The sequence below is a fragment of the Cellulomonas sp. P4_H12 genome, assembly GCF_056400905.1.
Map to the genome: position 1 here is coordinate 16587 of NZ_JBFUKJ010000002.1, position 24111 is coordinate 40697.

Annotated in this window: 23 protein-coding genes and 1 tRNA gene; 16 read left to right on the forward strand and 8 right to left on the reverse strand. The window is 73.4% G+C overall.

Annotation, left to right across the window (positions count from 1 at the left end):
• The first annotated feature begins 80 nt into the window (after positions 1-80).
• The 5 genes from AC1DQC_RS01940 (at position 81) to rlmB (ending at position 6006) form a co-directional block, all read left to right on the forward strand.
• The gene (locus AC1DQC_RS01940; protein ID WP_477049548.1) at positions 81-728 is read left to right on the forward strand and encodes a TetR/AcrR family transcriptional regulator; all 648 of its coding nucleotides are present in this window, start codon (positions 81-83) and stop codon (positions 726-728) included.
• Positions 725-1993, forward strand: coding sequence for an MFS transporter (locus AC1DQC_RS01945; protein WP_477049549.1), 1269 nt, complete (start codon positions 725-727; stop codon positions 1991-1993). The genes AC1DQC_RS01940 and AC1DQC_RS01945 overlap by 4 nt, the downstream gene beginning before the upstream one ends.
• Positions 1990-3174, forward strand: a complete 1185-nt coding sequence (locus tag AC1DQC_RS01950; RefSeq protein WP_477049550.1) for an alanine racemase — start codon at positions 1990-1992, stop codon at positions 3172-3174. Before AC1DQC_RS01945 ends, AC1DQC_RS01950 begins: the two co-directional genes overlap by 4 nt.
• Before the next feature lie 281 nt (positions 3175-3455).
• Entirely contained in the window at positions 3456-4907 is a 1452-nt protein-coding gene (cysS, locus tag AC1DQC_RS01955) for a cysteine--tRNA ligase (protein WP_477049551.1), read from the forward strand.
• A gap of 91 nt (positions 4908-4998) precedes the next feature.
• Positions 4999-6006 carry a 23S rRNA (guanosine(2251)-2'-O)-methyltransferase RlmB gene (gene rlmB / locus AC1DQC_RS01960; RefSeq protein WP_477049552.1) on the forward strand — a complete coding sequence of 336 codons (1008 nt, stop codon included), beginning with the start codon at positions 4999-5001 and terminating at the stop codon, positions 6004-6006.
• Here rlmB and AC1DQC_RS01965 read toward each other — a convergent pair.
• From AC1DQC_RS01965 to AC1DQC_RS01990, 6 genes are all read right to left on the reverse strand, one after another.
• Positions 6003-7304: a DUF4032 domain-containing protein gene (locus AC1DQC_RS01965; RefSeq protein ID WP_477049553.1), complete on the reverse strand. Its 1302-nt coding sequence runs from the start codon at positions 7302-7304 to the stop codon at positions 6003-6005. The genes rlmB and AC1DQC_RS01965 overlap by 4 nt on opposite strands.
• A 99-nt stretch (positions 7305-7403) precedes the next feature.
• The gene (locus tag AC1DQC_RS01970) at positions 7404-8531 is read right to left on the reverse strand and encodes an ABC transporter ATP-binding protein (RefSeq protein WP_477049554.1); all 1128 of its coding nucleotides are present in this window, start codon (positions 8529-8531) and stop codon (positions 7404-7406) included.
• Between the two features lie 189 nt (positions 8532-8720).
• Entirely contained in the window at positions 8721-10202 is a 1482-nt protein-coding gene (locus tag AC1DQC_RS01975; protein ID WP_477049555.1) for an outer membrane protein assembly factor BamB family protein, read from the reverse strand.
• 11 nt (positions 10203-10213) lie between these two features.
• Entirely contained in the window at positions 10214-11833 is a 1620-nt protein-coding gene (locus AC1DQC_RS01980; protein ID WP_477049556.1) for an outer membrane protein assembly factor BamB family protein, read from the reverse strand.
• A gap of 45 nt (positions 11834-11878) precedes the next feature.
• Positions 11879-12652, reverse strand: coding sequence for a trehalose-phosphatase (gene otsB, locus AC1DQC_RS01985; protein WP_477049557.1), 774 nt, complete (start codon positions 12650-12652; stop codon positions 11879-11881).
• The gene (locus AC1DQC_RS01990) at positions 12645-14093 is read right to left on the reverse strand and encodes an alpha,alpha-trehalose-phosphate synthase (UDP-forming) (RefSeq protein WP_477049558.1); all 1449 of its coding nucleotides are present in this window, start codon (positions 14091-14093) and stop codon (positions 12645-12647) included. Before AC1DQC_RS01990 ends, otsB begins: the two co-directional genes overlap by 8 nt.
• A gap of 105 nt (positions 14094-14198) precedes the next feature.
• Between AC1DQC_RS01990 and AC1DQC_RS01995 the strand changes: the two genes are divergently transcribed.
• From AC1DQC_RS01995 to AC1DQC_RS02025, 7 genes are all read left to right on the forward strand, one after another.
• The gene (locus tag AC1DQC_RS01995) at positions 14199-15911 is read left to right on the forward strand and encodes a serine/threonine-protein kinase (RefSeq protein ID WP_477049559.1); all 1713 of its coding nucleotides are present in this window, start codon (positions 14199-14201) and stop codon (positions 15909-15911) included.
• 84 nt (positions 15912-15995) lie between these two features.
• A complete protein-coding gene (locus AC1DQC_RS02000; protein WP_477049560.1) occupies positions 15996-16166 on the forward strand; it encodes a hypothetical protein in 171 nt (56 codons plus the stop codon).
• Positions 16163-16582, forward strand: a complete 420-nt coding sequence (locus AC1DQC_RS02005) for a hypothetical protein (protein WP_477049561.1) — start codon at positions 16163-16165, stop codon at positions 16580-16582. The genes AC1DQC_RS02000 and AC1DQC_RS02005 overlap by 4 nt, the downstream gene beginning before the upstream one ends.
• Before the next feature lie 49 nt (positions 16583-16631).
• A complete protein-coding gene (locus AC1DQC_RS02010) occupies positions 16632-17129 on the forward strand; it encodes a hypothetical protein (RefSeq protein ID WP_477049562.1) in 498 nt (165 codons plus the stop codon).
• Between the two features lie 37 nt (positions 17130-17166).
• Complete coding sequence (locus AC1DQC_RS02015; RefSeq protein ID WP_477049563.1) at positions 17167-18087, forward strand: DsbA family protein; 921 nt, start codon at positions 17167-17169, stop codon at positions 18085-18087.
• Positions 18088-18142: 55 nt separating this feature from the next.
• A tRNA-Thr gene (locus AC1DQC_RS02020) sits at positions 18143-18216 on the forward strand.
• 1 nt (position 18217) lies between these two features.
• Complete coding sequence (locus AC1DQC_RS02025) at positions 18218-19438, forward strand: serpin family protein (RefSeq protein WP_477049564.1); 1221 nt, start codon at positions 18218-18220, stop codon at positions 19436-19438.
• 4 nt (positions 19439-19442) lie between these two features.
• Here AC1DQC_RS02025 and AC1DQC_RS02030 read toward each other — a convergent pair whose 3' ends face one another.
• Positions 19443-20063 (reverse strand): pentapeptide repeat-containing protein, encoded by a 621-nt coding sequence (locus AC1DQC_RS02030; protein ID WP_477049565.1) that lies wholly within the window; start codon positions 20061-20063, stop codon positions 19443-19445.
• 63 nt (positions 20064-20126) lie between these two features.
• Positions 20127-20798: a response regulator gene (locus AC1DQC_RS02035; protein ID WP_477049566.1), complete on the reverse strand. Its 672-nt coding sequence runs from the start codon at positions 20796-20798 to the stop codon at positions 20127-20129.
• A gap of 91 nt (positions 20799-20889) precedes the next feature.
• On the opposite strand from AC1DQC_RS02035, the gene AC1DQC_RS02040 reads away from it, so the two are divergent.
• From AC1DQC_RS02040 to AC1DQC_RS02055, 4 genes are all read left to right on the forward strand, one after another.
• Complete coding sequence (locus AC1DQC_RS02040; protein WP_477049567.1) at positions 20890-22062, forward strand: sensor histidine kinase; 1173 nt, start codon at positions 20890-20892, stop codon at positions 22060-22062.
• A 208-nt stretch (positions 22063-22270) separates the two neighbouring features.
• Positions 22271-22687 (forward strand): hypothetical protein, encoded by a 417-nt coding sequence (locus AC1DQC_RS02045; protein WP_477049568.1) that lies wholly within the window; start codon positions 22271-22273, stop codon positions 22685-22687.
• 15 nt (positions 22688-22702) lie between these two features.
• Positions 22703-23263, forward strand: a complete 561-nt coding sequence (locus tag AC1DQC_RS02050; RefSeq protein WP_477049569.1) for a signal peptidase I — start codon at positions 22703-22705, stop codon at positions 23261-23263.
• Positions 23264-23397: 134 nt separating this feature from the next.
• Complete coding sequence (locus AC1DQC_RS02055) at positions 23398-24102, forward strand: hypothetical protein (protein ID WP_477049570.1); 705 nt, start codon at positions 23398-23400, stop codon at positions 24100-24102.
• The last annotated feature ends 9 nt before the right edge of the window (positions 24103-24111 follow it).

Below are 24111 nucleotides of genomic sequence, written 5' to 3' on the forward strand. Positions count from 1 at the left end.
CTGTGCACTGGGGAGGCGTCGGCCTCGCCACCGGTGGTCGACCGTCGGTGGGGCCGTCGCACTGAGGGAGGGGACCCTTCATGAACCGCTTGCCTGTGGCCGAGAGGCGCGAGCAGCTGATCGAGGCTGCGCTCGCCGTCGCGAGCCGGGACGGCATCGAGGCGGCCACCGTGCGCGCCGTCGCCGCGGAGGCGGGTGTCTCGTTGGGAGTCGTGCACTACTGCTTCCAGGACAAGGACGAGTTGCTGCGCGCCATGGCCCACGCCATCACGTCGGCCAACCTCGAGCGCAGCCTGGGCGAGCTCCCCGAGGAGGCGGCCAGCACCGAGAGCGTCATCGAGAACGTGATCGACGCGCTCTGGGCGGGGATCCAGGACTCGCGCGGTCCCCAGCTGCTCTCCTACGAGCTGACGACGTCCTCGCTGCGCCACCCCGAGCTGAACCAGGTGGCCATCGAGCAGTACCGCGGCCAGTGGGCCGCCGCCGAGCAGGTGCTCGACCTGGTCGAGCGCGCTGCCGGCGTCGGCTGGGCGGTGCCGCGCGCCACGCTGGCGCGGTCGATCGTCGCGGTGGTCGACGGCTTCTCGCTCGCGTGGCTGGTGGACGGCGACTCCGAGACCGCGCGCCTGGGTCTGCAGGGCTTCGGCAGGTTCCTCGCCACGATGGCCGTCCCGGCCGCACTCGCGCCCGACGACGAGCTCGAGCCTGCCCCGACGACGCCCGCGTGAGCGCGCCCGTGCCCGACGCGCCGGCGGCGCACCCGGCGTCCGTGCCGTCCGTCGCCCGGCGTGCCCGCGTCGCCGGCTCGCTCGGGTTCGCCGCCCAGGGATTCGTCTTCGCGATGATCCTGACGAGCCTTGACTCGTTCAAGGACCGCTACGGCATCGACGACCTCACCATCTCCGCGGTGATCCTCGGCGTCTGCGTCATGGCCGGCGTGGGCACGCTCGTCGCCGACCGGATCGCGCGTACCCCGGGCGGAAGCCGCGCCGTCCTCGGCACCGGCTTGGTCGTCGTCGCGACCGCCGTGGTCGTGGTGGCGGTCGCGCCCACGTTCGTCGTCCTCGCCTGCGGGTTCGCCCTGTACGGCGTGGGCCTCGGCATGGTCGACGCGGGCACCAACATGCAGGCGGTAGCCGTCCAGGGCATCTACGGGAAGTCGCTGCTCACCAGCTTCTACGCCTCGTGGTCCGTCGGCGGGATCGTCGGCACCCTGCTCATCGCCGTCTCGACCGGGCGCGTCTCCACCGACCCGGTCGCCTTCACGCTGCTCCTCGGGACCGTCGTCGCCGCCGCGACGTCCGTCGTCGTCTGGCGCGGCTCCTGGCGCGAGCGCGTCGCTCCCGCGGACGCGGTCGTCGCGCCCGCCTCGCCGGCCGAGCCGCGCATCGACCCGGTCAAGCCCCCGATCCCGTGGGGACCCCTGCTGCTGCTCGGGCTCGGCGTGGTGGCGTACTACGTGAACGACCAGGCGGTCTCCACGTGGAGCCCGATCTTCATGCACGAGGTGCTGGACACCACCGGCACCATCACCAAGCTCGGGTACGCGGCCTACCTGGCCATGACGCTCGTCTCGCGCCTCGCTGGTGACCCGTGCGTCCGCCGCTGGGGCCGCGCGACCGTCGTGCGCGTCGCGTCGCTCGTGGGTGCCGCCGGGCTCCTGCTCGTCCTCACCAGCCAGGCGCCCGGGCAGGCCGTGCTCGGGTTCGCGGTCGCCGGCGCGGGCCTCGGCCTGATCGCGCCCCTGTGCTTCTCGGCCGCCGGGGAGCTCGCCCCCGGGCACGCGGACGCGGTCGTCGCCCGCCTGAACGGCTTCAACTACGTGGGTGCCGTGCTCGGCGGCGTGTTCGTCGGCGTGATCGGCAGCCAGTCCAACCTCCGCTGGGGCTTCGCGGTCCCGGCCGTCCTCGTGATCGCCGTGGCGGTCCTCGCGGGCCGCTTCGGCGTCGTGCGGCAGCATGAGGCCCCCGTGACCGCTGGAGCAGACGCATGACCCGCACGCTCGGCGATCGCCTCGACGAGGCGACGCACGACCTTCCCGCGCCGCTCGCCGTCGTGGACCTCGACGCCCTCGACGCCAACGCCGCCGACCTCGTGCGACGTGCCGGCGGGACGCCCATCCGCGTGGCCAGCAAGTCCGTCCGCGTGCGGCACGTGCTCGAGCGGGTGCTCGCGCAGCCCGGCTTCGCCGGCGTCATGGGGTACTCGCTGCGTGAGGCGCTCTGGCTGGTCGGGCAGGGTGTCGACGACGTCCTGCTGGGCTACCCGACCGTCGACACCGGTGCCCTCGACGCGCTCGCGGCCGACCCCGTCGCCGCCGCGGCCGTCACGCTGATGGTCGACGACGTCGCCCAGGTCGAGCTCGCCGCCCGCGCCGCGCAGGCCCACGGGGCCACGCTGCGCCTGTGCCTCGACGTCGACGCGTCGCTCAAGATCCGGTTCGGACCCATCGCTGCCCACCTGGGCGTGCGGCGATCGCCCGTGCACTCCGCCGCCGACGCCGGTGCCCTCGCCGCCGCGATCGCGGCGCGGCCCGGGGTCGACGTGGTCGGCGTCATGTTCTACGAGGCGCAGGTGGCGGGCCTGCCCGACTCGTCGCCCGCCGTCCGCGCCGTCAAGCGCCTGTCGATCGCCGACCTGGCCACCCGCCGCGCCGCCGTCGTCGCCGCCGTCGAGGCCGCGGCTGGCCATCCGCTGACGCTCGTGAACTCCGGCGGCTCCGGCTCCGTGGCCACCAGCGCGGCCGACCCCGTCGTCACCGAGGTCACCGCCGGCTCCGGCCTGTTCGTGCCCACGCTCTTCGACGCCTACCGCTCGTTCACCCCCCGGCCCGCCGCGTTCTTCGGGCTCGACGTGGTCCGGATCCCCGGGCCGGGGTTCGCCACGGCCTTCGGCGGCGGGTACATCGCCTCCGGCCCCGCCACCAAGTCCCGCCAGCCGCGGCCCGTCTGGCCCGCGGGGCTGGCGCTCACCAGCCGCGAGGGCGCCGGCGAGGTGCAGACCCCGCTGCGGCTCTCCGGTGGGGCCGACCTACGCGTCGGCGACCGGGTCTGGTTCCGGCACGCCAAGTCCGGCGAGGTCATGGAGCGCTTCGAGCAGGTGCACCTGGTCCGCGGCACCACCCTCGAGACCACCGTCCCGACGTACCGCGGCGAGCAGAAGACCTTCGGCTGAGCCGACGCCGTGGTCGGCAACGTCCGCGCACGTAGGCGCTGGAGCACGTAGGTCCGCGGACGTTGCGGCGGTGGATTGCTAGCGTCCGCGCAAGTGGGGGCTGGAGCACGTAGGTACGCGGACGTTGCGGCGGTGGATCGCTAGCGTCCGCGCAAGTGGGGGCTGGAGCACGTAGGTACGCGGACGTTGCGGGGTGGGGCGTGCGTTCCTGCCCGTCATCGCCCGCGCGCGGCGGTCGCGGCGTGAAAGGCGGGGGTGCGGCGCGCCGGTAGCCTGGGCACGTGACTCTGCGCCTCTTCGACACCGCGACCCGGACGGTGCGTGATTTCGTCCCGCTCGTGCCCGGAGAGGTCGGCATCTACCTGTGCGGCGCCACCGTGCAGGCGCCGCCGCACATCGGCCACCTCCGCTCGGCCATCGCGTTCGACGTCCTGGTCCGCTGGCTGCGCCGGTCGGGCAACAAGGTCACGCTGATCCGCAACGTCACCGACATCGACGACAAGATCCTGGCGAAGGCCGCCGACGCCGGCGAGCCGTGGTGGGCGTGGGCGACGACGAACGAGCGCGCGTTCACCTCGGCGTACGACGCGCTCGGCGTGCTGCCGCCCAGCCACGAGCCGCGCGCGACGGGCCACGTCCCGGCGATGGTCGAGCTCATGGACCGGCTGGTCGAGACGGGGCACGCGTACACGACCGGTGCCGGCGACGTGTGGTTCGACGTCCGCAGCTACCCCGAGTACGGCGCGCTGACCAACCAGCGGGTCGACGACATGATCCCGGCGCCCGACGGCACCGTCGACGACGACGTCAAGCGCGACCCCCGCGACTTCGCGCTCTGGAAGGCCGCCAAGCCGGGGGAGCCGGCGACCGCCGCGTGGGACACCCCGTTCGGTCGTGGCCGGCCGGGCTGGCACCTGGAGTGCTCGGCGATGGCCCAGCGCTACCTCGGCGACACCTTCGACATCCACGGCGGCGGCCTCGACMTGCGCTTCCCGCACCACGAGAACGAGCAGGCGCAGTCGCGTGCGGCGGGCTACGGGTTCGCCCAGTACTGGCTGCACAACGGCTGGGTCACGCAGGGCGGCGCCAAGATGAGCAAGTCGCTGGGCAACGGGCTGCTGGTCACCGCGGTCCTGGCCAAGGAGCGGGCGTCGGTCCTGCGGTACGCCATGACGGCGGTGCAGTACAGCTCCATGCTCGAGTGGACGGACGACACCCTGCGCGAGGCCGAGGCGACGTGGGACCGGCTCGCCGGCTTCGTCGAGCGCGCCGCGGAGAAGGTCGGCGCCGCCGACGACGTCGAGGTCGGGCGCGTCGAGCTGCCCGAGGAGTTCGTCGTCGCGATGGACGACGACCTCAACGTCCCTGCCGCGCTCGCGGTCGTCCACGAGCACCTGCGCAGCGGCAACTCGGCGCTCGCCCGGGGCGACCTCGCCGAGGCGCGCGACGCGATGGTGGTGCTGCGCGGCATGCTCGACGTCCTGGGCCTCGACCCCGGCGGCCCGCAGTGGCGCGCGCACGGGGGGGACGCCCGGTACGCCAAGGCGCTCGAGTCGGTGGTCGCGGCCGAGCTCGAGGCCCGCGCGCAGGCCCGTGCCGCACGCGACTTCGCCACGTCCGACGCGATCCGGGACCGCCTCGCGGCGGCCGGCGTCGTCGTCGAGGACTCACCGACGGGGGCGCGGTGGTCGTTGGCCGCCGGACGCTCCGACAGCAACCAGATGGAGAGCTGATCCGAAGCGGAGTGGAGGGTGGGGGTCGCGAGGCGGCACCCGCCCGCAGCGGAGCGCAGGACCAGCTCGACCAGAGAATGGAGAACTGAACATGGCCGGCAACTCAGAGCGCCGCGGGGCGGTCCGCAAGGGCAGCTCGAAGAAGACCGCCAGCGCGGGCACGGGCGGCAAGAACCGCCGGTCCCTCGAGGGGCGTGGTCCGACGCCCAAGGCCGAGGACCGCGAGTACCACCCCGCGCACAAGGCGAAGATCGCCGCGGAGCGCCGCGCGGTCGCCGGCACCCGGGGCACGTCGGGCCGTCAGCAGGCGTCGGCGAGCCGCAGCGCGGCCGGCTCCAAGGGTGGCCGCAAGAGCTCGACGCACGAGATCGTCTCCGGACGGAACTCGGTGGTCGAGGCCCTGCGCGCCGGCATCCCGGTGTCGACCGTGTACATCGCCGCCCGACTGGAGGCCGACGACCGCACCCGCGAGATCATCAGCGTCGCCGGGAACTCGAACTACCCGCTGCTCGAGGTCAGCCGCGCGGAGCTCGACCGGCTCACGGACGGATCGGTCCACCAGGGCGTCGCGATCCAGGTCCCGCCGTACGCGTACGCGGACGACGAGGACCTGCTCGACGCGGCGGCCGAGTCCGACCGGCCGGCGCTGATCGTCGCTCTCGACGGCGTCACCGACCCCCGCAACCTCGGCGCCGTCCTGCGGTCGGCCGGGGCGTTCGGCGCGCACGGCGTGCTGGTGCCCGAGCGTCGCGCGGCCGGCGTCACGGCATCGGCGTGGAAGGTGTCCGCGGGCGCCGCGGCGCGGGTCCCCGTCGCGCGCGTGACCAACCTGGTCCGGACGCTGCAGGGGCTCAAGGCCGCGGGCGTGTTCGTCGTCGGGCTGGACGGCGGCGGCGACGTCACGATCACCGACCTGCCCTACGCGACCGACCCGCTGGTGCTCGTGGTCGGCTCCGAGGGCAAGGGCCTCTCGCGGCTGGTGCGCGAGCAGTGCGACGCGATCGCGTCCATCCCGATCGCGTCGGCCGTGGAGTCGCTCAACGCCGGCGTCGCCGCGGGCATCGCGCTGTTCGAGGTGGCCCGCCAGCGCGGCGTCTAGCCGATGAGCTCGTCGTCGTCGATCTGGTCCTGCCGCACGCGCGGGATCATGTCGGTGTCCGGGATCTCGCCGGCCTGCACGCCCAGGATCGCCTGCTCGTCGGGGCGGGTGGGCAGGATGTTCTTCACGTAGCTCTTCGCGGTCTGCTGCATGGGCACGTCGTGGCCCGCCTGCTCCGACAGGTACCAGCGGTGGTCGAGCAGCTCGTGATAGATCTGCGCGGGCTCCAGCTTGCCGCGCAGCTCGCGGGGGACGGCGCGGACGGCGGGTTCGAAGATGTCGGTCAGCCAGTCGTGCGCGACGAACGACTCGTCGTCCCGCTGGCGGTCGGTGGCGGCCCGGAACTCGTCGAGGTCGTTGAGCAGGCGGCGCGCCTGGTTCTCCTGCACGTCGAGGCCCGTGAGCCGCATGAGCCGCCGCGAGTGGTGCCCGGCGTCGACGACCTTGGGCTGGATGCGCACGCTGGTGCCGTCGACGTCCGTGGTGATGTCGAGCTCGCCGACGTCGAACCCCAGGTCGTTGAGGCGGTCGATGCGGGCCTGGACGCGCCAGCGGTCGCCGAACGTGAACGACTCGGACTCCGTGAGCGCGCGCCACAGCTCGCCGTACCGCTCGGCCAGCGCGTCCCCGATGGCGACGGCGTCGACGTCCTCCTCGAGGAACTCCCCGGCCTGCAGGTCCATGAGCTCGCCGATGATGTTGACCCGGGCGACCTCGAGGTCGTAGCCGCGCTGCCCGTCGGACAGCTTGTCGTGCAGGTCGCCCGTCTCGGCGTCCACGAGGTACGCGGCGAACGTCTCGGCGTCGCGGCGGAACAGGGTGTTCGACAGGGAGACGTCGCCCCAGTAGAAGCCGGCCAGGTGCAGCCGGACGAGCAGCACGGCGAGGGCGTCGATGAGGCGGGTCGCGGTGTCGGGGCGCAGGGACTGGCTGAACAGCGCGCGGTAGGGCAGCGAGAACTGCAGGTGCTGCGTGATCAGCACGGCCTCGAGGGGCTCGCCGTCGGGGTCCCGCCGACCGGTGATGACGCCGACGGGCTCGACGGACGGGACGTCGAGGCGGCGGAGCTGGCGCAGGAGCTCGTACTCGCGGTAGGCGACGGTCTCGCCGATCTCCTTGACGGCGATGACGCGGCCGGAGAGCTTGGCGAACCGCACGATGTGCCGCGAGATGCCGCGGGGCAGGGCGGCGAGCGTCTCCGCCGGCCAGTCCTCGAGGGGGACGTCCCACGGCAGGTCCAGGAGCGCGGGGTCGGGGGAGGCCGCGGTGATCTGGAGGCGCTGCGGCGTCGGGCTCATGGGCTCGATCCTCTCAGAGAACCCCGACAGGTCCCCGCCGGAAAACCACAGGGCGACGTCGGCCGGAGCCGACGCCGCCCTGGGCAGGACGTGCTGAGGTCAGACGGCGATGCGCTCGCCCGAGCCCGCGTGGAAGAGGTGCGTCTCGCCCTCGCGGAGCCGGATGAAGATCGTCTCGCCCTTGCCAGGAACCTGGCGGGGGTCGACGCGCACGATGACCTGGGCGTCGCCGGCACCGGAGTGCACCGAGTCCGCGCGGCCGAACTCGTTGGTGAGCGAGCCGTAGACGAACGCGTCGGAGCCGAGCTCCTCGACGATGTTGACGATGATCGGGATGCCGTCCGGGGTGCCCTCGGGCACGACGTCGACGGACTCGGGGCGGAAGCCGACCGTGATGTGGTTGCGGTCGTCCTCGGTGAACTGCCCGATGACCGAGCGCGGCACGGCGACGCGGGCGCGGCCCAGGTTCGCGGTGCCGTCGAGCACCGGGAAGGTGCCGATGTTCATGGCCGGCGAGCCGATGAAGCCGGCGACGAAGACGTTGGCCGGGGTGTCGTACATGTCGCGCGGCGTGCCGACCTGCTGCAGGAGGCCGTCCTTGAGGACCGCGATGCGGTCGCCCATGGTGAGGGCCTCGGTCTGGTCGTGCGTGACGTAGACGGTGGTGACACCGAGACGACGCTGCAGCGACGCGATCTGCGTACGGGTCTGGACGCGGAGCTTGGCGTCGAGGTTCGACAGCGGCTCGTCCATGAGGAACACCTGGGGGGAGCGGACGATCGCGCGGCCCATGGCGACGCGCTGACGCTGGCCACCCGAGAGGGCCTTCGGCTTGCGGTCGAGGTACTGCGAGAGGTCGAGGATCTTGGCAGCCTCCTCGACGCGCTGGCGGATCTCCGCCTTCGGCGTGCCGGCGATCTTGAGCGCGAAGCCCATGTTGTCGGCGACCGTCATGTGCGGGTACAGCGCGTAGTTCTGGAAGACCATCGCGATGTCGCGGTCCTTCGGCTGGACGTCCGTGACGTCGCGGTCGCCGATGAGGATGCGGCCCGCGTTGACGTCCTCGAGGCCCGCGAGCATGCGGAGCGAGGTGGACTTGCCACAACCGGAGGGGCCGACGAGGACGAGGAACTCGCCGTCCTCGATGTGCAGGTCGAGCGCGTCGACCGCGGGGCGCTCGGTGCCCGGGTAGACCCGGGAAGCCTTGTCAAAAGTGACCGTTGCCATGGCTGATCAATCCCTTCACCGGCAGGTACGTGCCGGACGATCCGTAGTGAAGAGTGTCAAGAGTGTCCTCGATGACACGGGATCGGGAGGAGGGGATCCTCCGTCGCCCGCGGTCATCATGCCATACCGGTGCGGACCGACCACACCGCGCAGTGACGTGTGACACATCCGCCGAGAGGCGCCGAGGCGTCAGCCGACGACCAGGCTGCGCCCGTCGCGGAACCGGATGAGCAGCCTCCCCGCGTACTCGCTGACCGCCGAGACGCCGCCCGGGTCGTCGGACAGCAGGGTCGCCACGTCCGCGACGCGGGCCGGCCGCCCGTCGGTCATGCCCAGCGCGCGCATCGTGCGGTCGGGGGTGAGGACGACGACGTGCGTGCCGTCGGTGCCGAGGTAGAGCGGGACCGCGCCGACGTCCGTCCGCCACCGGCGCTCGCCGGACCGCGCGTCGACCGCGACCACGTCGTCGACCCCCGGCAGGTAGACGACGCCGTCGACAAGGAGGGGCTCCGAGGTGAGCCCGTCGGTGCGCCACAGCTCGTCGCCCGTGGACGCGTCGCGGGCCACGAGCGTGGTCCCCGCGGTGGTGTCCGTGAGCAGCACCGTGCCGGACGCGCTGCCGTCGTCGACCGCCAGCGACGCCGGGGTCTCGCCGACCGCCACGCGCGTGCCGTCCCGGGTCACGAGGATGCCGGCCGGGATGGCGCGGCTCTGCCACGGCGTCCACACCAGGGTGTCGGCGCGGGCGAGCGTGGCCGAGCCGTCGGTCGCGACGGTGACGTCCCCGCGCGGCGCACCGTCGGTGCCGAACAGCCACGCGTGCCCGCTGTCGGTCAGCAGCACCCGGTCGGCGTCGCCGGTCAGCGCGGGGACGGACCGGATGGCGACGTCGCCGACCAGCACCTCATGGACCCGCGGCACCACAGGCGTCGTCCGCCGCCACGCGGCCGCGCCGGTGGTYGGGTCGGTCGCGGTGAGGGTCCAGCGCACGCCGCCGGCGTCGTCGGKCTCGGGTGCGGCGACCACCAGGTCGGAACCGGCGGTGGACCACAGGGAGCCGKCGGCGACCGCGGGGGTCGCGAGCACCCGGCCGTCGGTCGGGTCGAGCACGACGAGCGGCGTGACGGCCCCGGCCGAGCCGACCGGCGACACCTCGGCGGAGCACACGGCGACGGGGGCCGCGGACGCCGCCAGGCCCGTGCAGCGCACCCAGACCGACGGGAACTCGGAGCGGCCGCCGGGCGGCAGCGCGGCGTCGAGCGAGAACGGTACCGACCACAGGACGTCGCCCGTGTCGGGGTCGGTGCCCCGCAGGTCGACGCCGCCCGCGTGGTACAGGGCGCCGATGGCCCACCGGCCCTCCTGGTCGCCGGCCAGCAGGGTGCCCGCGGTCGGGGCCCACTGCCACAGCGCGGCGGGCGGGTCGTGCAGGGGGCTCAGCACGCCGGGGACGTCGGCCAGGGAGGCGAGGCGCTCGCGCTCGCGGGTGTCGAGCGCCGCCTGGGCGCCGACCAGCGCGAGCACCAGCAGCGCGGCCGCCCCGGCCACGGTCGCCGCGTGCCGACGCAGCCAGGCCGGCAGCAGCCCGGCGGTGCGCGGGCCGTCGGCGAGCCCACCGGCGTCCGGCTCGTCGAGCTCGACGAGGGCGAGGTGACCGGGGTACAGGCTCATGGTGCGGGCGCTCAGCCGAGGACCGCGACCGCGCCGCTGTCCATCCAGACGTAGAGCCGGGGGTCGTGCCAGCCCGACTGGAAACCCTGCACGAACACGGGATCCCGGTCGCCGGCCACCTCCGCGGCGAGATCCTTCTGCCAGGCGAGCGAGCCGTCGCGCAGCGCGAACGCCTGCAGCGTCACGCCGAGGCCGGGGACCAGCAGGTAGCGGCCGTCCGTCGAGAGCTGCTCCGGCGCGTGGTCGAGCGGCGTGCGCCACCGGACGTCACCCGTCGTCGCGTCGACGGCGACGAGCGCGTTCGACATCGCGACGTAGAGCGTGCCGTCGAGCAGCAACCCCGTGACGATCTGCCCCGGCAGGCGCCAGAGGTCCTGGCCCGTGCGCGCCGACCGGGCCGTGAGGCGGTCGGCGCCGGACTCGCTCGAGCCGACCGTGAAGAACACCCCCGGCGCCGAGCCGTCGTCGACGGAGAGATAGCCGGCGGCCTCGTCGACCGGGATCTCGGTGCCGTCCGGCAGGAGCACGGTGCCCTGGTACCGGTCGGACGAGGTCCACACGTTCTCGAGGTACACCCCGGCCCGGGCGGGCCCGAGCCACGATCCGGGCTGGAGCGGGATGTCTCGCCTCAGCTTCCCGTCGCTGGTCAGCACCCAGGCGTGCTCGTCGACGGTCACCACGACGTCGTCGTCGACCGTCTGCAGCGCCGCGGACAGGGTGGCGGACGACGCGTCCGGGCCGTCCTCGCGGCCGAGCACGTCGACGGGCGGGCTGGTCCAGGTCCACGTGGTGTCGCTGGTGACGACGTCGCTCGCGGTGACCGCCCACCGGACGGACGACGCGTCGGACGGGGCCGGCGAGCCGTCGTCGGACACGCGCTCGGCGACGACCAGGTCGTCGTCCGTGAACGTGATCCCCGTGGTGCCGGACACGGTGCGGTGGGCCAGGACGGTGCCGTCGGCGGGGTCGACCACCCAGACCGACGACGCCGGGACGCCGAGCACGGCGTCGCCGCCGTACGGCTGCGCGACGCAGCCGGCGACGGGTGAGCCGCCGTGGGGGAAGGCCGTGCAGGAGACCCACACCGAGGGGCTCGCCCCGACGGTCGGCTGCGGCGGGTCGGGCAGGTCGACGGGCGTCGTCCACGCCTTGTCGCCCGTGTCGGGGTCCAGGCCGACGAGCGAGAGCGCACCGTCGGCGTCCTGGACCCCGCCGACCAGGGTCCCGGACACGACGGCGCCGGACCGCAGCGCGGCGCCGAGCCGCGCGTCGGCCCGCCACAGCACGCCGATCGACGCGTCGGCGGGCGGCACGACACCCGGGATCGCCGCGAGGGCGGCCAGGCGCGCCGTCTCCCGGTGGTTCATGGTGACCTGGGTGGCGACGAGCACGACGGTCAGCGCGGCCGCGACGGGAACGAGCCGGCGGCCGTGCCGGCGCAGCCACGTGCGGGCGGCGACCACGTGGCGGTCGTCGTCGTCGCGCTCCTGGGCGTCGACGTCGTCGTCGAGCTCGACGTCGACGTGCTGGGGCGCCCGCGAGGTCCAGGAGCGGGGCGACGAGGCCGACCGGTAGCGCGCGGGCTCGTCCGCAGCCTCGACGAGCTCGACCTCGTGCATCCGGCCGGGCATGAGGCGCACGCTACGCCTGCGTCCTGCCGTCGACCAGGAGACGGCTCAGAGGGCGTCGGCGAGGGCGGCCAGGGCCGCCACCATCTCCTCCGGGCCGTCGACGCGGAACCGCGCCGCGGTCTCGCCGGTGCCGACCTTGACGGTGACGTCGTCGGGACGGAGGGCCGTGAACGCGTGCTCGTCGGTGACGTCGTCGCCCGCGTAGAGCACGACGGGCGCGCCGAGCTCGTCCCGCAGCGCCGTCAGCGCCTCGCCCTTGCTGGCCGTGAGCACGGAGATCTCGACGACGTCCTTGCCGTGCAGCACGCCCGAGCCCAGGCGCTCGCCGAGCGCGATGGCCTCCTGCTCGGCCGGCCGCGCGACGGCGTCCTCGGCGAGCCGCGTGTGCACGACGACGGCGGTCGGCTTGGTCTCCACCCACACGCCGTCGCGACCCCGGGCGATCCGCGCCGCCTCGGCGCCGAGCGACGCGAGCCGGTCCGCCTGCTCGTCGCTCAGCTGGACGACGTCCCGGTCCAGGCCCCACGTGGTGACGCGGGCGCGCTCGGCGCCGTGGCTACCGATGAGGAACGTGCCCGACGGGACCTGCGCGAGCTCGTGCAGGTCGTTCATCGACCGCCCCGACACGAGCGCCAGCGCGACGCCGTCGGTGCCGGCCAGGCGGGCCAGCACGTCGACGCCTTCGGGGAGGATGCGCGACGCCGACGGGTCGTCCTGCAGCGGCGCGAGCGTCCCGTCGAAGTCGAGCGCGACGAGCACGGGCCGGCGACCGTGGTCCGCCGCGAGCTCCGTGAGGGTGCGCACCAGGTCCTCAGCCACGGTCGGCTCGCACGGGCACCGAGTTGAGAGCCGCGAGGAAGTCCTCCGACCAGGCCACGACGTCGTGCCCGAGAACGCGGCGCCGCAGCCGGCGCATGCGTTTGCGGGACTCGCGGGCGTCCAGGTGCACGGCGTACGTGATCGCGTCCTTCATGCCGTCGATGTCGTGCGGGTTCACCAGGATGGCTCCCGTCAGCTCGTCGGCCGCGCCGGTGAACTCGGAGAGGACCAGGGCGCCGCGGTCGTCGGACCGGGCGGCGACGTACTCCTTGGCCACCAGGTTCATCCCGTCGCGCAGGGCCGTGACCAGCATGACGTCGGCCGCCAGGTACAGCGCCGCCATCTCCTCCATGGGGAACGACTGGTGCAGGTACTGCACGGGCGCGTGGCCCACCTGGCCGTGGTCGCCGTTGATGCGGCCGACCAGCAGCTCCACGTCGTCGCGCAGCGTCTGGTAGGCGCCCACGTTCTCGCGGCTCGGGCTGGCCACCTGCACCAGCGTCGTGCTCTGCGGCGACAGCCGCTCCTCCTCGAGGAGCTCCCCGTAGGCCTTGATCCTGTGCCGGATGCCCTTGGTGTAGTCGAGCCGGTCGACGCCCAGCAGCAGGTACTCGGGGTCGCCCAGCTCGCGCCGGATCTGCTTCGCGCGCTCCTGGACCTCGTCCGTGCGGGCCAGCTCGTCGAAGGCGTGGGAGTCGATCGAGATGGGGAAGGCGGCCGCGCGCACGTGCCGGCCGGGTCCCCGGTGCCCCTCGGCCTCCGACAGCGTCACCATCTGCCCGCGCGTGGTCAGGTCGGTGAGCCGACGCACCACCCGGACGAAGTTGGCCGCGTCGCCCGGGCGCTGGAAGCCCACGAGGTCGGCGCCGAGCAGCCCCTCGACCACCTGCACCCGCCACGGCAGCTGCGCGAACAGCTCGAGCGGCGGGAACGGGATGTGGTGGAAGTAGCCGATCCGCAGGTCCGGCCGCAGCTCCCGCAGCATCTTCGGCACCAGCTGCAGCTGGTAGTCGTGCACCCACACGGTGGCGCCGCGGGCGGCCTGGGCGGCCGTCGCCTCGGCGAACCGCTGGTTGACGCGCTGGTACGCCTCCCACCACTGCCGGTGGTACGCCGGGGGCTCGATGACGTCGTGGTACAGCGGCCACAGCGTGTCGTTGGAGAAGCCCTCGTAGAACTTCTCGAGGTCGTCCTCGGTGAGCACCACGGGGATCAGCTCGGTGCCGTCGACGTCGAACGGGTCGAGCTCGAGGTCGGGCGACCCGCCCCAGCCCACCCACGCGCCGGACGTGCTCGCCATCACGGGCGCGAGGGCCGTGACGAGCCCGCCGGGGGACCGGGTCCAGGTGGGTTCCCCGTCGTCGCCGAGGCTCACATCGACGGGAAGACGGTTCGCGACGACGACGAAGTCATAGCCGTGCGCGGGCACGTCAGAAGGCACGTGATCAACTCCTCGGGTCTGTCCGACCCTATCTGTGCAGGACGCGACGAGCCCGGTCAGCGCGTTGTCGGGCGGTGCGCTCGGGGGTCCCGCTACGGTGCGGGGATGGAGCGGATCGGTCTGGCACCGGGGTCGGAGATCGGCGGATACACCGTCGTCGCGCCCCTCGGCTCCGGAGGCATGGGCACCGTCTACCGGGCCGTCGACGGCGGCGGCGACGCGGTCGCGCTCAAGCTCCTCCACCCGCACATCGGGTCCGACGCCGTCGCGCGCGACCGGCTCCGCCGCGAGGTGCACGCGCTGCAGAAGCTCCGCCACCCGGGCGTGGCAGCGATCCTCGACGCCGAGGCCGACTCCACCGAGGCGTTCCTGGTCACCGAGCTGGTGCCCGGCGACAACCTCGAGGAGCACGTGCGTGAGCGCGGCCCGCTGGACGCCGAGCAGCTGCTGGACCTGGCCGAGGGTCTGCGCGACGCGCTCGAGGCCGTGCACGGCGCAGGGGTGGTGCACCGCGACCTCAAGCCGTCCAACGTCATCGTGGGCGACGACGGCCCCGTGCTCATCGACTTCGGCATCGCCCAGGCGGCCGACGACTCCCGCCTCACCGCCGAGGGCCTGGTCATCGGGACCCCGGGCTACCTCGCGCCCGAGCTCCTGGACGGCGACGAGCCCGACGCGGGCTCCGACTTCTGGGGCTGGGCCGCGATCCTCGCGTTCGCGGCGACCGGACGCGACCCGTTCGGCAGCCGACCGCTCGAGGCCGTCCTCGCCCGGGCGCGCTCGGGGGACGTCGACCTCGAGGGGCTCGGCCCGCTCACCACCGCCACGCTCACCCGCGCCCTCGCGCCCGCCGCCGCCGACCGCATCGCGCCGGAGGACGTCGTCGCGGCCCTCACGCTGGTCGCGGCGGAGGGCGAGTCGATCGCCGACGAGACCGCGACCGCGGTGCTCGTCGCCGACGACCTCGTCGGCACCACGGTGCTCCCGACGGAGCAGCCGACCGTGGCCACGCCGAACCCGGCCCTGCCCGCCGCGGTCGTCGCCCCGGTGGTCGCGGCCAACGACGGCCGCACCCGCGCGTTCGATCCGACGGAGCAGTCCGCGGGTGCCGTCGAGGAGGACTGGGACGAGGACCCGGACGGGGTCGAGTRGATCAACGAGGACCTCGACGCGTCCGAGGAGCCCGAGCCGGAGGGGTCCGGGTACCTGCGCCCGCCGGCCCGTCGGCGGTGGGGCACCCTGCTGGCGGCCGGCCTCCTGCTGGGCTCGGCCGGCGCGCTCTACCCGGGCGTCACGCTGATCGTCTTCGTGCTGCTCGTGGTCGTCGTGCGCACCGTGGGCTCGACGGTCGAGGCGATGTACGGGCGGCGCGAACGGGCCGGCGTGCGGCGCTCGGACGGCGCGGTCGCGCTGGCCACGGGTCCGTGGCACCTGCTGCGGGCGCTCGTCGGCCTCATCCCGTCGGTGGTGGTGGGCGTCAGCGTGGTCGTCATCCTGCTGGGGGTGTCCTGGTGGCTCATCGGCGAGGGGCACTGGGTGGTCGACGGCTCGCCCTCCGGCCAGGAGCCGCAGGGCCTGACCGCGTCGATCCTGGTCGGGTCGATCGTCCTGCTCGGCGCCGCCGTGGTCTGGTGGGGGCCGCTGTCGCTCATGACCCGGATCGGCGCCCGCCGCGTGCTCGCGGTCGTCGCGCCTGGGCGCACCGGCGCGCTCGTCGCGACCGTCGTGCTGCTGGCCGTGTCGGCGGTGCTCATCGCGCAGATCCTCTCGGGCGCGCCGATCACCTGGGCGCCCCTGCCCACCCCCACGCTCCCGTGACCCGTCTCGGCATGCGGAACCCCTGTGGCGTGTCCGCGCGTCACCCTCTTGGGTGAAGGCTCGGCGATCCGGGGAGGGCCAGGCATGTCGTCAGAGGCGGAGGCGGACGTCGCCGTGGGCCGTCGCAGCAACGGGGACGTGGTCCGGTTCGACCGCCGCACCGGGTCGCTCGGCGTCTTCCGCGGCGACGTGATCGTGGCGTACTTCCGTCCCGACGAGGGCTACGAGTTCTTCCTGCGCGAGATCGCCAAGTGACCGCGTTCGACGACGCCTTCACGGCGGTGGTGCGCGCCCGGGGCGTGTGGCGCGACGACACCCCGGCCGCGGTGCTCGAGCGGTGGTCGAGCTTCGTCGTGGAGTGCGAGCACGGGTACCGGGGCGACGAGTTCGCCTACGCCAACGAGGCGATGGCCCGCACGACCCTCGAGGCCGCGCTCACCGACCCGGCGCTGGCCGGGTTCCTCGAGCTGGCCGCGCTCCGCCGCCGGGTCGAGGCTGTCGACGCGCGCTTCCGCCCCCTTCTGGTGGAGCACGCGTTCCCGGGGATCGACCCCGACGAGTGGTGGCTGCGCGGCATCGTGCAGCGCGCGGGCGGTCGGCTGGCCCGCGAGTGGAAGCGGTCGTTCGGCTTCGACGTCGAGGTGGTCCGGGAGCGTCGCCCGGCGTCGTGACCGCACGACGACGTCCGGATCCTCAGCCGCGACCCCTACGCTGTGCCGCATGACCGCGCGACGAGGGCCGCACGCCGCTCTCGCGCGCCTTCTCCCGCTGGCCGGTCTCGTCGCCGCCGCTCTGCCTGCGGCCCTCGCCGCGCAGGGCCGCGTGCTGCTGCACGACTGCGTCGCCGCGGGCGGCGTGCTCGGACCGCTCGGGCTGCGCCTGTCGGTGCTCCGGGACGCCGCGGACTGCCCGGACGGCTCGTACGGCCTGGGCACCATGTCGCAGGGCGCCGTCGTGCTGCTCAGCGTCGCCGTGCCCGTGGCCGCCCTCTACCTGCTGCTCACCGCGTGCGGGATCGGCCTGACGGCCGTGCTCGTGCGGGCGGCTCGCCAGGTCGCCACCCTCTTGCGTCGAGTGGTCCCCGGGGTGCCCTCGGCCGCGCGCACCCTTCCGACCCTCCGGCGCCCGCGCCCCGTCGCGACCGGTGTCGTCGCGCCGTGGGCCGGGCGGGTGCTCGTCGGCAGCATCGCGCGGCGGGGTCCTCCCGTGGCGGCCTGACCCGCCACCCACCCCTTCGTCCGACCCAGGAGCACCCATGCCCACCAACGACCCGCGTCCCACCAAGGCGGTGCGCCGCGAGGAGGCCCGCCTCAAGGCTGCCCAGATGCGCAAGGAGCAGGAGCGCAAGGCCAAGCGGAACCGCATCCTCGCGATCTCCGGCCTCATCGTCGCGGTCCTCGCGCTCGTCGCCGTCGCGTTCACCATCGTCAACCAGAACAAGACCAACCAGGCCGCCAACTCCGACGTCGTCTACGGCGGCGACACGGCGAACGTCGTCGCCCCCGCGCTCGCGGACGTCACGGCGCCCGCGCCCGCCAACGACAAGGGCGGCATCCCGGTGAGCGGCGACAGCGGCGACGACGTCGGCGTGATCGGCGACGGCGACGTCACCCTGACCGTGTACTTCGACTTCATGTGCCCGATCTGCGGCCAGTTCGAGGAGATCAACGGCGACGACATCGCCACCCTGCTCGCCGACGGCGGCACCACGGTCGAGTACCACCCGATCTCGTTCCTCGACAGCAAGTCGGCCGGGACCAACTACTCGACCCGTGCGGCCAACGCTGCCGCGATCGTCGCCGACAAGGCCCCGGCGCAGTTCGCCAAGTTCGTGACCGCGATGTACAAGGACCAGCCGGCCGAGGGCAGCGCCGGTCGCACCGACGCGGAGATCAAGAAGATCGCCACCGACCTCGGGGTGCCCGAGGAGGTCGCGGCCACGTTCACCACGACCGTGGACGGCACCTTCACGACGAAGACCGACGACGTCGAGGCCACGAAGAACGGCACCTGGCGGATCATGTCGCCGTGGGTCGCCGCCGCGACCAACCAGATGAGCACGGACATCGGCAAGATCTCCACGCCGACGGTGCTCATCGACGGGAAGGACTTCGGCGGTGCCTGGCAGACCCCCGGCGCCCTGCTCGAGGCCGTGAAGGCCGCACAGGGTTCCTGATCCCGCGATGACCGGGCGCTCCCTCGCGGAGCGCCCGGTTATCCTGGGCCCGCCCGCCTCCTTAGCTCAGTCGGCCAGAGCACCTGTCTTGTAAACAGGGGGTCATCGGTTCGAATCCGATAGGGGGCTCGTGAGCAGTCCGTCCACGGCGCAGCTGGTCTCCCGGTTCGCCGAGCCGTTCCACGCCCGGTACCTCACCCAGCACGGCACAGCGTCGCCGCTGGGCCTGTGGCTGCTGCTGGCTCTGCTGGCGCCCATGGCCGAGGGCTCGTCGCGCGCCGAGCTCGAGCGCGTGCTCGGGACCGACGCCGCCGACGCCTCCCGGCGTGCGGCCGAGCTCGTCGGCACGCCGCACCCGGCCGTCGCCGCCGCGGTCGCCGTGTGGGCGGAGGCCCAGTTTCTCGACCCGGCCCGCTTCGACGCGTGGGCGCGCACGCTGCCGGCGGCCGCCGAGGTCGGCCCCGTGCCCACGCCTGCCGAGGCCGACGCGTGGGCGGCCGCCCGCACGAAGAACCTCATCGAGAGGTTCCCCGTCGAGATCGACGACCTCACCGCGCTGGTGCTCGCGAGCGCCTTGGCCACCCGCGTCACGTGGCTGACGCCGTTCGAGGAGGTGCCCGGCCCAGTGCTCGGCGGCGAGCTCGGAACGGGTCTCGCGTTGCGCGCCCCGGCCGACAGCCACGAGTCGTACCTCGCGGAGACGAGCGCGGCCGGGTTGGTCGGCGTCCAGGTGTCGGGCTCCGTCGACGGGCTGCGCGTCGTCTCCGTGATCGCGGCGCCCGAGGTCGCGCCGGCGGACGTGCACCGGGCGGCGGCCGAGGTGGCGGCGGGGGACGCTCGCCGGGTGGGGCTGTTCGACCTCCCCCTCGGCGCAGCGCACGCCTGGGAGGTCACCGAACGGACCGAGAAGAGCATGGGCGGTCGTGCGCAGAAGGAGTCGGTCGACTCCGTCCTGCCGGCGTGGGAGGCGGGCACGACCCTCGACCTCGCCGGCGCCGACGGGGTGCCCGCGGCGTTCCGGGCTCTCGAGGGGCTCCTGCGCCCGGAGTGCCGACCCGGCGCCTTCGACGCGCGGCAGGTGACGGTGGCCGCGTTCAGCCGCGAGGGGTTCGAGGCCGCCTCGGTGACGGCGATCGCGATGCGCGTCACGTCGGTGCCGGAGCAGATCACCGTCCGGCACCGCCGCGCGACGATCCGGTTCCAGCGGCCGTACGCCGTCCTCGCGCTGGCCGCCGAGAGCGTCCCGGACGTCGAACGGGGCTGGGGATCGGTCGAGCTCGGCGCGCCCGCCTGGGACGGGGTGCCGGTATTCGGCGCGTGGGTGGGCCGCGCGGTTCCCGCCCGGCCCTGACCCGCTAGTCCACGCGCAGGTCGAGCCCCATCGCCTCGACGATCGTCACCGCCTGCGGCAGCGTGATGATCGCCCGGTCGAGCGTGACCGTCGCGGGGTCGAGGCTCGCGAGGTCGCTGCCCCGCAGGTCGCACCCGGTCAGGTCGGCGCGCTCCCACCAGGCGCCGGCCAGGTCGCAGTCGCGCAGGGTGCCGCCGACGGCGCGGACGCCGGAGAGGTCGGCCTCCCGCAGCCGCACGCCGGTGAAGCTCGCGGAGTGCAGGTCGGCGCGGGCCAGGCCCACGAACGACCAGTTGCCGCCCTCGATCTTCGCCAGGTCCCAGGCGCAGTCGTCGAACCTCGAGCCGATCATCTTGCAGCGCTCGAACCGGACGTGGAAGAAGTTCGACCGGGCGAAGGTGCAGTTGATGAACGCCGCGTCGGTGTGCACGGAAGCGTTGAGCTTCGCGTGCCTGAACACGCACTCCTCGAACACCGCGCCGACGCCGAACGCCTCGGTCAGGTCCAGGTCGACGAACTCGACGTTCCGGAACTCCTGGCCGGACAGGTCGCGCGCGTACCAGTCCTCGCCACGGACGGTGCTGCTGGTGGGGGGAGCGGCCTCGCCGCCGCGTCGCTCGGCCATGGGCCGATCATGACGCACGCCCCGGACACCGGGTGAAAACTCGGCGACGACGAACGGGACGAGTCAGGCGCTCGGGCCGGTCTCCTCGAGCAGGCGCAGGGCGGCGCTGACGCGCGGGTTGCGCTTCGGGTCGCTGTCGATGCCGAGGGTGGCGTACATCCCGTTGACGTGGTTCTGCACAGACTTCTCCGCGATGCCCAGGCGGTCGCCGATGCCGGCGTTCGACAGGCCCGACGCCAGCAGGCGCAGCACCTCGTACTGCCGGTCCGTGAGCCGGGCGACCGCCGAACCCGCGCGCGGCGTCATCCGGGCCAGGAGGGCAGGGTCGAGGACCGTCTCCCCGACGGCGGCGGCGCGCACGGCGTTGACCAGCACCTCCTCGCTCGTCGACGAGGTCTTCGACAGGTAGCCCCACCCGGCCGCGACGTCCGCGGGGAGGTCCAGCAGGAGGTCCATCGCGTCGTGCGCGGACAGCAGCAGGATGCCGAGCTCGGGCATCCGTCGTCGCAGCGTCACGCCGAGCGCGATGCCGTTCCCGTCGGGCAGGTCGATGTCGAGGATCACGCAGTCGACCAGGCCCGGGCGCAGCATCCGAGCCGCCTCGGTCACCGTGCCGACCGCTGCGACCACCTGGAGCCCGGGGGTGCCCGCGAGGGTGTGCTCGAGCATCGAGCGGAACAGCGGCTGGTCCTCGACGACCGCGACGCGCAACGGGCGGGTGGTGGGATCACTCATCGCCGCCAGTATCGTCTGCGGCTGGGTTCGGCGCGCGGTACACGCCCGAACGGCCGCATGCATGACGATTTGCGACGAGGGGGGAGCACGAGTGACGACGACGTCGACCGACTCAGCGGCTGCCCTCGTCACCCGTCGGGACGACCTGCGCGGCGACCGCATCGCCCTGCTGCGGGCCACCACCGTCGTGGCCCTCGGCTACGGCATCGGTGCCGCACTGCAGTCGACCTACGTCTACGCCACCTACATCCCCGCGTGGGAGTCGGTCCCGCTCGTCGCGCGCCTCGCGGCGAACGCGGTGGCGGTCGTGATGCTCGTCGCCGTGCTGGCCGYCGTGCAGGCGCACCGGGCCACGCGTCTGTGGCGGATGGCGGCCGCGATCCTGGTCGCCTCGGTCCTGGCGGCCGTCGCTCGGTTCGGCGCCCAGGTGCTGTTCGGCGTGCACCCGGCGCTCGACGACCCGGCGCGCGACGCGGAGGTGTTCAGCGGTTTCCTCCTCGGGGCCATCTCCGCCGCCATCGGCATGTGGGCGCTCGTCGCCCGTCGCACCAACCGCGCGCGGAACCGCTCGGCGGCGCGTGACGCGCTGCTCGTGGAGCTCGCGGTCAAGGCGCTCGAGCAGGAGGAGATCCGCGTCCGGCGCGCCGTCGCCGAAGGGCTGCACGGAACCCTGCAGTCGAAGCTCGTGCTCATGGACGCCCGGCTGGGCGACGTCGTGGCCCACGCCGGCCAGGCCGGCATGGACGCCCAGGACGTCGCGACGGTCGCGTCGGTGCGCGCCGAGCTGGCGTCCGCGCGGGAGATCGACGTGCGCGAGATGAGCCGGATCCTCTACCCCGACCGTCTCGAGCTCGGTCTCGTGCCGGCGCTGCGCGCGCTGCTCGGGCGCATCCCGGCCAGCATCGCGACCCGGCTCACGGTCAGCGACGCGGTGCGGTCGCTCGACGACCCCTCGGGCTGCTCGCTCACCGTCAGCGAGCGTCTGCTGGCCGTCCGGGTGGTCGAGGAGGCGCTGACCAACGCCTTGAAGCACGGGCCCGCGTCGTCGCTGGGGGTCTCCCTCGACGTGGCCGACCGCGTGCTGCACGTGGCCGTCGACAACGACGGCGAGCTCTACGACCCGGCGGTCGCCGGCATCGCGTCCGGCACCGCTCGGCTGGCCACGCGGCTGTCCCTCGCGGGCGGCCGGCTGGCCCTGTCCCCGGGCCGTGAGAAGGGCGCTCGCCTCGAGGCGTGGCTGCCCCTGGGGGCCGGCGCCGAGTAGGACGCCTGTCCGACTTGACGCAACCGCCGCCTTTGTGCGGGGTGAAAGAAACCGGCAAGCCGGGCGGCCCGGGTGCTGCCACCCAGAGCCGAACGGGTGAGCGTGCCGATGCCACCTACGTTCGCGGACGACCGCCGCTCGGCGTGTCTCCGTGAGCGGGTCTCGGTGAGGTGCCGATTCCCCGCACCTTCCCGATCAGGAGATCACCATGGCTTCCACCAAGTCCAAGAAGTCCCGCAAGGGTCTGGCCGTCGGCCTCGCCATCCTCGGCGTCGCCGGCTTGTCGCTCGCGTCGGCCTCGCAGCTCACTCTCAAGCCCGGCCAGCTGCAGGCGGGCGTCGACGTCGTCGGCGCGTGCCAGGGCACCCTCCCCGTGACCGTCTCGTTCGCGGATCCCGCGCTCAACGCGACGACGGGTGAATACCAGACGTCGAGCGCGACCCTGAGCGGGATCGCTGCGGCGTGCTACACCCCCACGAGCAAGTACAAGATCGCCGTCATCCCCACGACGGGTACGCCTGTGGAGCAGACCGGGAACGTGACCGGTGCGTCGATCACCGTCACGCTGCCGGCAGCAACGGATGCGAAGCTGGTCAGCAAGATCTCGCTGACCATCTACAGCTGAGCGCGCTGAGCCCGCATGATTGAAGGACAGTCCGAGAGAGCACCCGGTGCGCGTTCGCTGCACCGGGTGCTCTCGGCTGTCCGAAGCGCGGTCTTCTGGTTGCTGGTCGCCGCGAGCGCCGTACTCCTCTGGCCGACCAGCCTCGGGGGGTGCGCGACGCTGACCGTCGTCTCTGGCCACTCGATGGAGCCGACGTACTACACCGGTGATCTCGTCGTCGCCCGCTGCGGCACGCCCGCGGTGGGCGACATCGTCGTGTACCAGCCTCCCGAACTCGGTGGTCGGATCATCCACCGCCTGGTGGGTGGGACTTCCGATGGATGGGAGGTGCGAGGCGATAACAACGACTGGGTCGACCCGTTTACGCCGACCGACACGGACGTCCTCGGGGTCGCGCGGCTGCACATCCCGAAGCTAGGCATGTTCGCGACGGTCTTCGCAACGCCGTACGTGTGGGTCTCGCTCATCGTCATCGCGCTCGCGGTCCTGATCTGGCCGCGCGACGAAGACTCCGACGAAGTGCAGGAGGCGAGCGCCGACGGCGACACCCTCGTAGCCCCCGGGCTGCAACGGTGATCCGCAGGCAGCCCGGGATGGGCCCAGCGCCCGCTCTCGTCGTCCTCCTTGGAGTTCTGCTGCTCAGCCTGGTCGGAGCGGCCATGGCCAATGCCTCCGCGCTCACGATTACCAGTCGACAGAAGCCCTTCACGATGAGCGAGAGTCGATGCACCTCGCGGGCGGTCGCCGTGACCAACACACCTACGTCGACCACCACAGCGAGTGTGGCCGTCAGCAGCATCGACACCACCGGTTGTGCCGGCAAGACCGTTGTCGTAACCGTCTACGACCCCACCGTCACGCCTTGGTCAGCCGCTCGGCGTCTCGAGGCCACCGGCGCAGTCACCACGGCGAGCGCCACGCTGACGGCGTCTAGCGGCACCTTCACGCCGGCCCTGGGGCTCAAGGTGCTCGTCAAGGTCGGCGGGTGGCAGGTCCCGGCAACGTGGACCTACACCCCGCCCTCCGGTCCGGTGAACATCTGCCAGGTGCGCAACTCCGACGGGTCGCTCGACTCGTCGAAGCCCTGCACGGTCACGGGTCCGGTCAAGGCGGACTACTGGGGCAGCTCGGGCTCGGGCCAGGGCAACTTCCGCACCAGCGTCAGCGCGCCCGGCATCCTCAACACACAGTACGTCTCGTTCACCGTCACGCTGTCCGGGGCGCCGAGCTGGTGGTCGTGGTCGAACGCCGGGCTGACGCGCATCAACAACTCGGGCGTGGTGACGTCGAGCTGCTCGACTCTCCCGACGTTCAGCGGGCGGCTCGGCGCGAACATCGGCGCCGCGCCGGACGTCTACGTCGACATCGTCGAGAACCGGACGGGAGCGTCGGGGCTCGTCTGCCAGGTCCCCTGAGCCGACCCG

Excerpts from the sequence above, each read along its gene's own strand:
- AC1DQC_RS02015 (WP_477049563.1), top strand. The coding sequence starts at position 17,167 with ATGCCCACCAACGACCCGCGTCCCACCAAGGCGGTGCGCCGCGAGGAG.
- AC1DQC_RS01965 (WP_477049553.1), bottom strand. The coding sequence starts at position 7,304 with ATGAGCCCGACGCCGCAGCGCCTCCAGATCACCGCGGCCTCCCCCGAC.
- AC1DQC_RS02045 (WP_477049568.1), top strand. The coding sequence starts at position 22,271 with ATGGCTTCCACCAAGTCCAAGAAGTCCCGCAAGGGTCTGGCCGTCGGC.
- AC1DQC_RS02010 (WP_477049562.1), top strand. The coding sequence starts at position 16,632 with ATGACCGCGCGACGAGGGCCGCACGCCGCTCTCGCGCGCCTTCTCCCG.
- AC1DQC_RS02050 (WP_477049569.1), top strand. The coding sequence starts at position 22,703 with ATGATTGAAGGACAGTCCGAGAGAGCACCCGGTGCGCGTTCGCTGCAC.
- AC1DQC_RS01970 (WP_477049554.1), bottom strand. The coding sequence starts at position 8,531 with ATGGCAACGGTCACTTTTGACAAGGCTTCCCGGGTCTACCCGGGCACC.
- AC1DQC_RS02035 (WP_477049566.1), bottom strand. The coding sequence starts at position 20,798 with ATGAGTGATCCCACCACCCGCCCGTTGCGCGTCGCGGTCGTCGAGGAC.
- AC1DQC_RS02055 (WP_477049570.1), top strand. The coding sequence starts at position 23,398 with ATGAGCGAGAGTCGATGCACCTCGCGGGCGGTCGCCGTGACCAACACA.
- AC1DQC_RS01950 (WP_477049550.1), top strand. The coding sequence starts at position 1,990 with ATGACCCGCACGCTCGGCGATCGCCTCGACGAGGCGACGCACGACCTT.
- AC1DQC_RS01940 (WP_477049548.1), top strand. The coding sequence starts at position 81 with ATGAACCGCTTGCCTGTGGCCGAGAGGCGCGAGCAGCTGATCGAGGCT.
- rlmB (WP_477049552.1), top strand. The coding sequence starts at position 4,999 with ATGGCCGGCAACTCAGAGCGCCGCGGGGCGGTCCGCAAGGGCAGCTCG.
- AC1DQC_RS02000 (WP_477049560.1), top strand. The coding sequence starts at position 15,996 with ATGTCGTCAGAGGCGGAGGCGGACGTCGCCGTGGGCCGTCGCAGCAAC.
- AC1DQC_RS02030 (WP_477049565.1), bottom strand. The coding sequence starts at position 20,063 with ATGGCCGAGCGACGCGGCGGCGAGGCCGCTCCCCCCACCAGCAGCACC.
- AC1DQC_RS01980 (WP_477049556.1), bottom strand. The coding sequence starts at position 11,833 with ATGCCCGGCCGGATGCACGAGGTCGAGCTCGTCGAGGCTGCGGACGAG.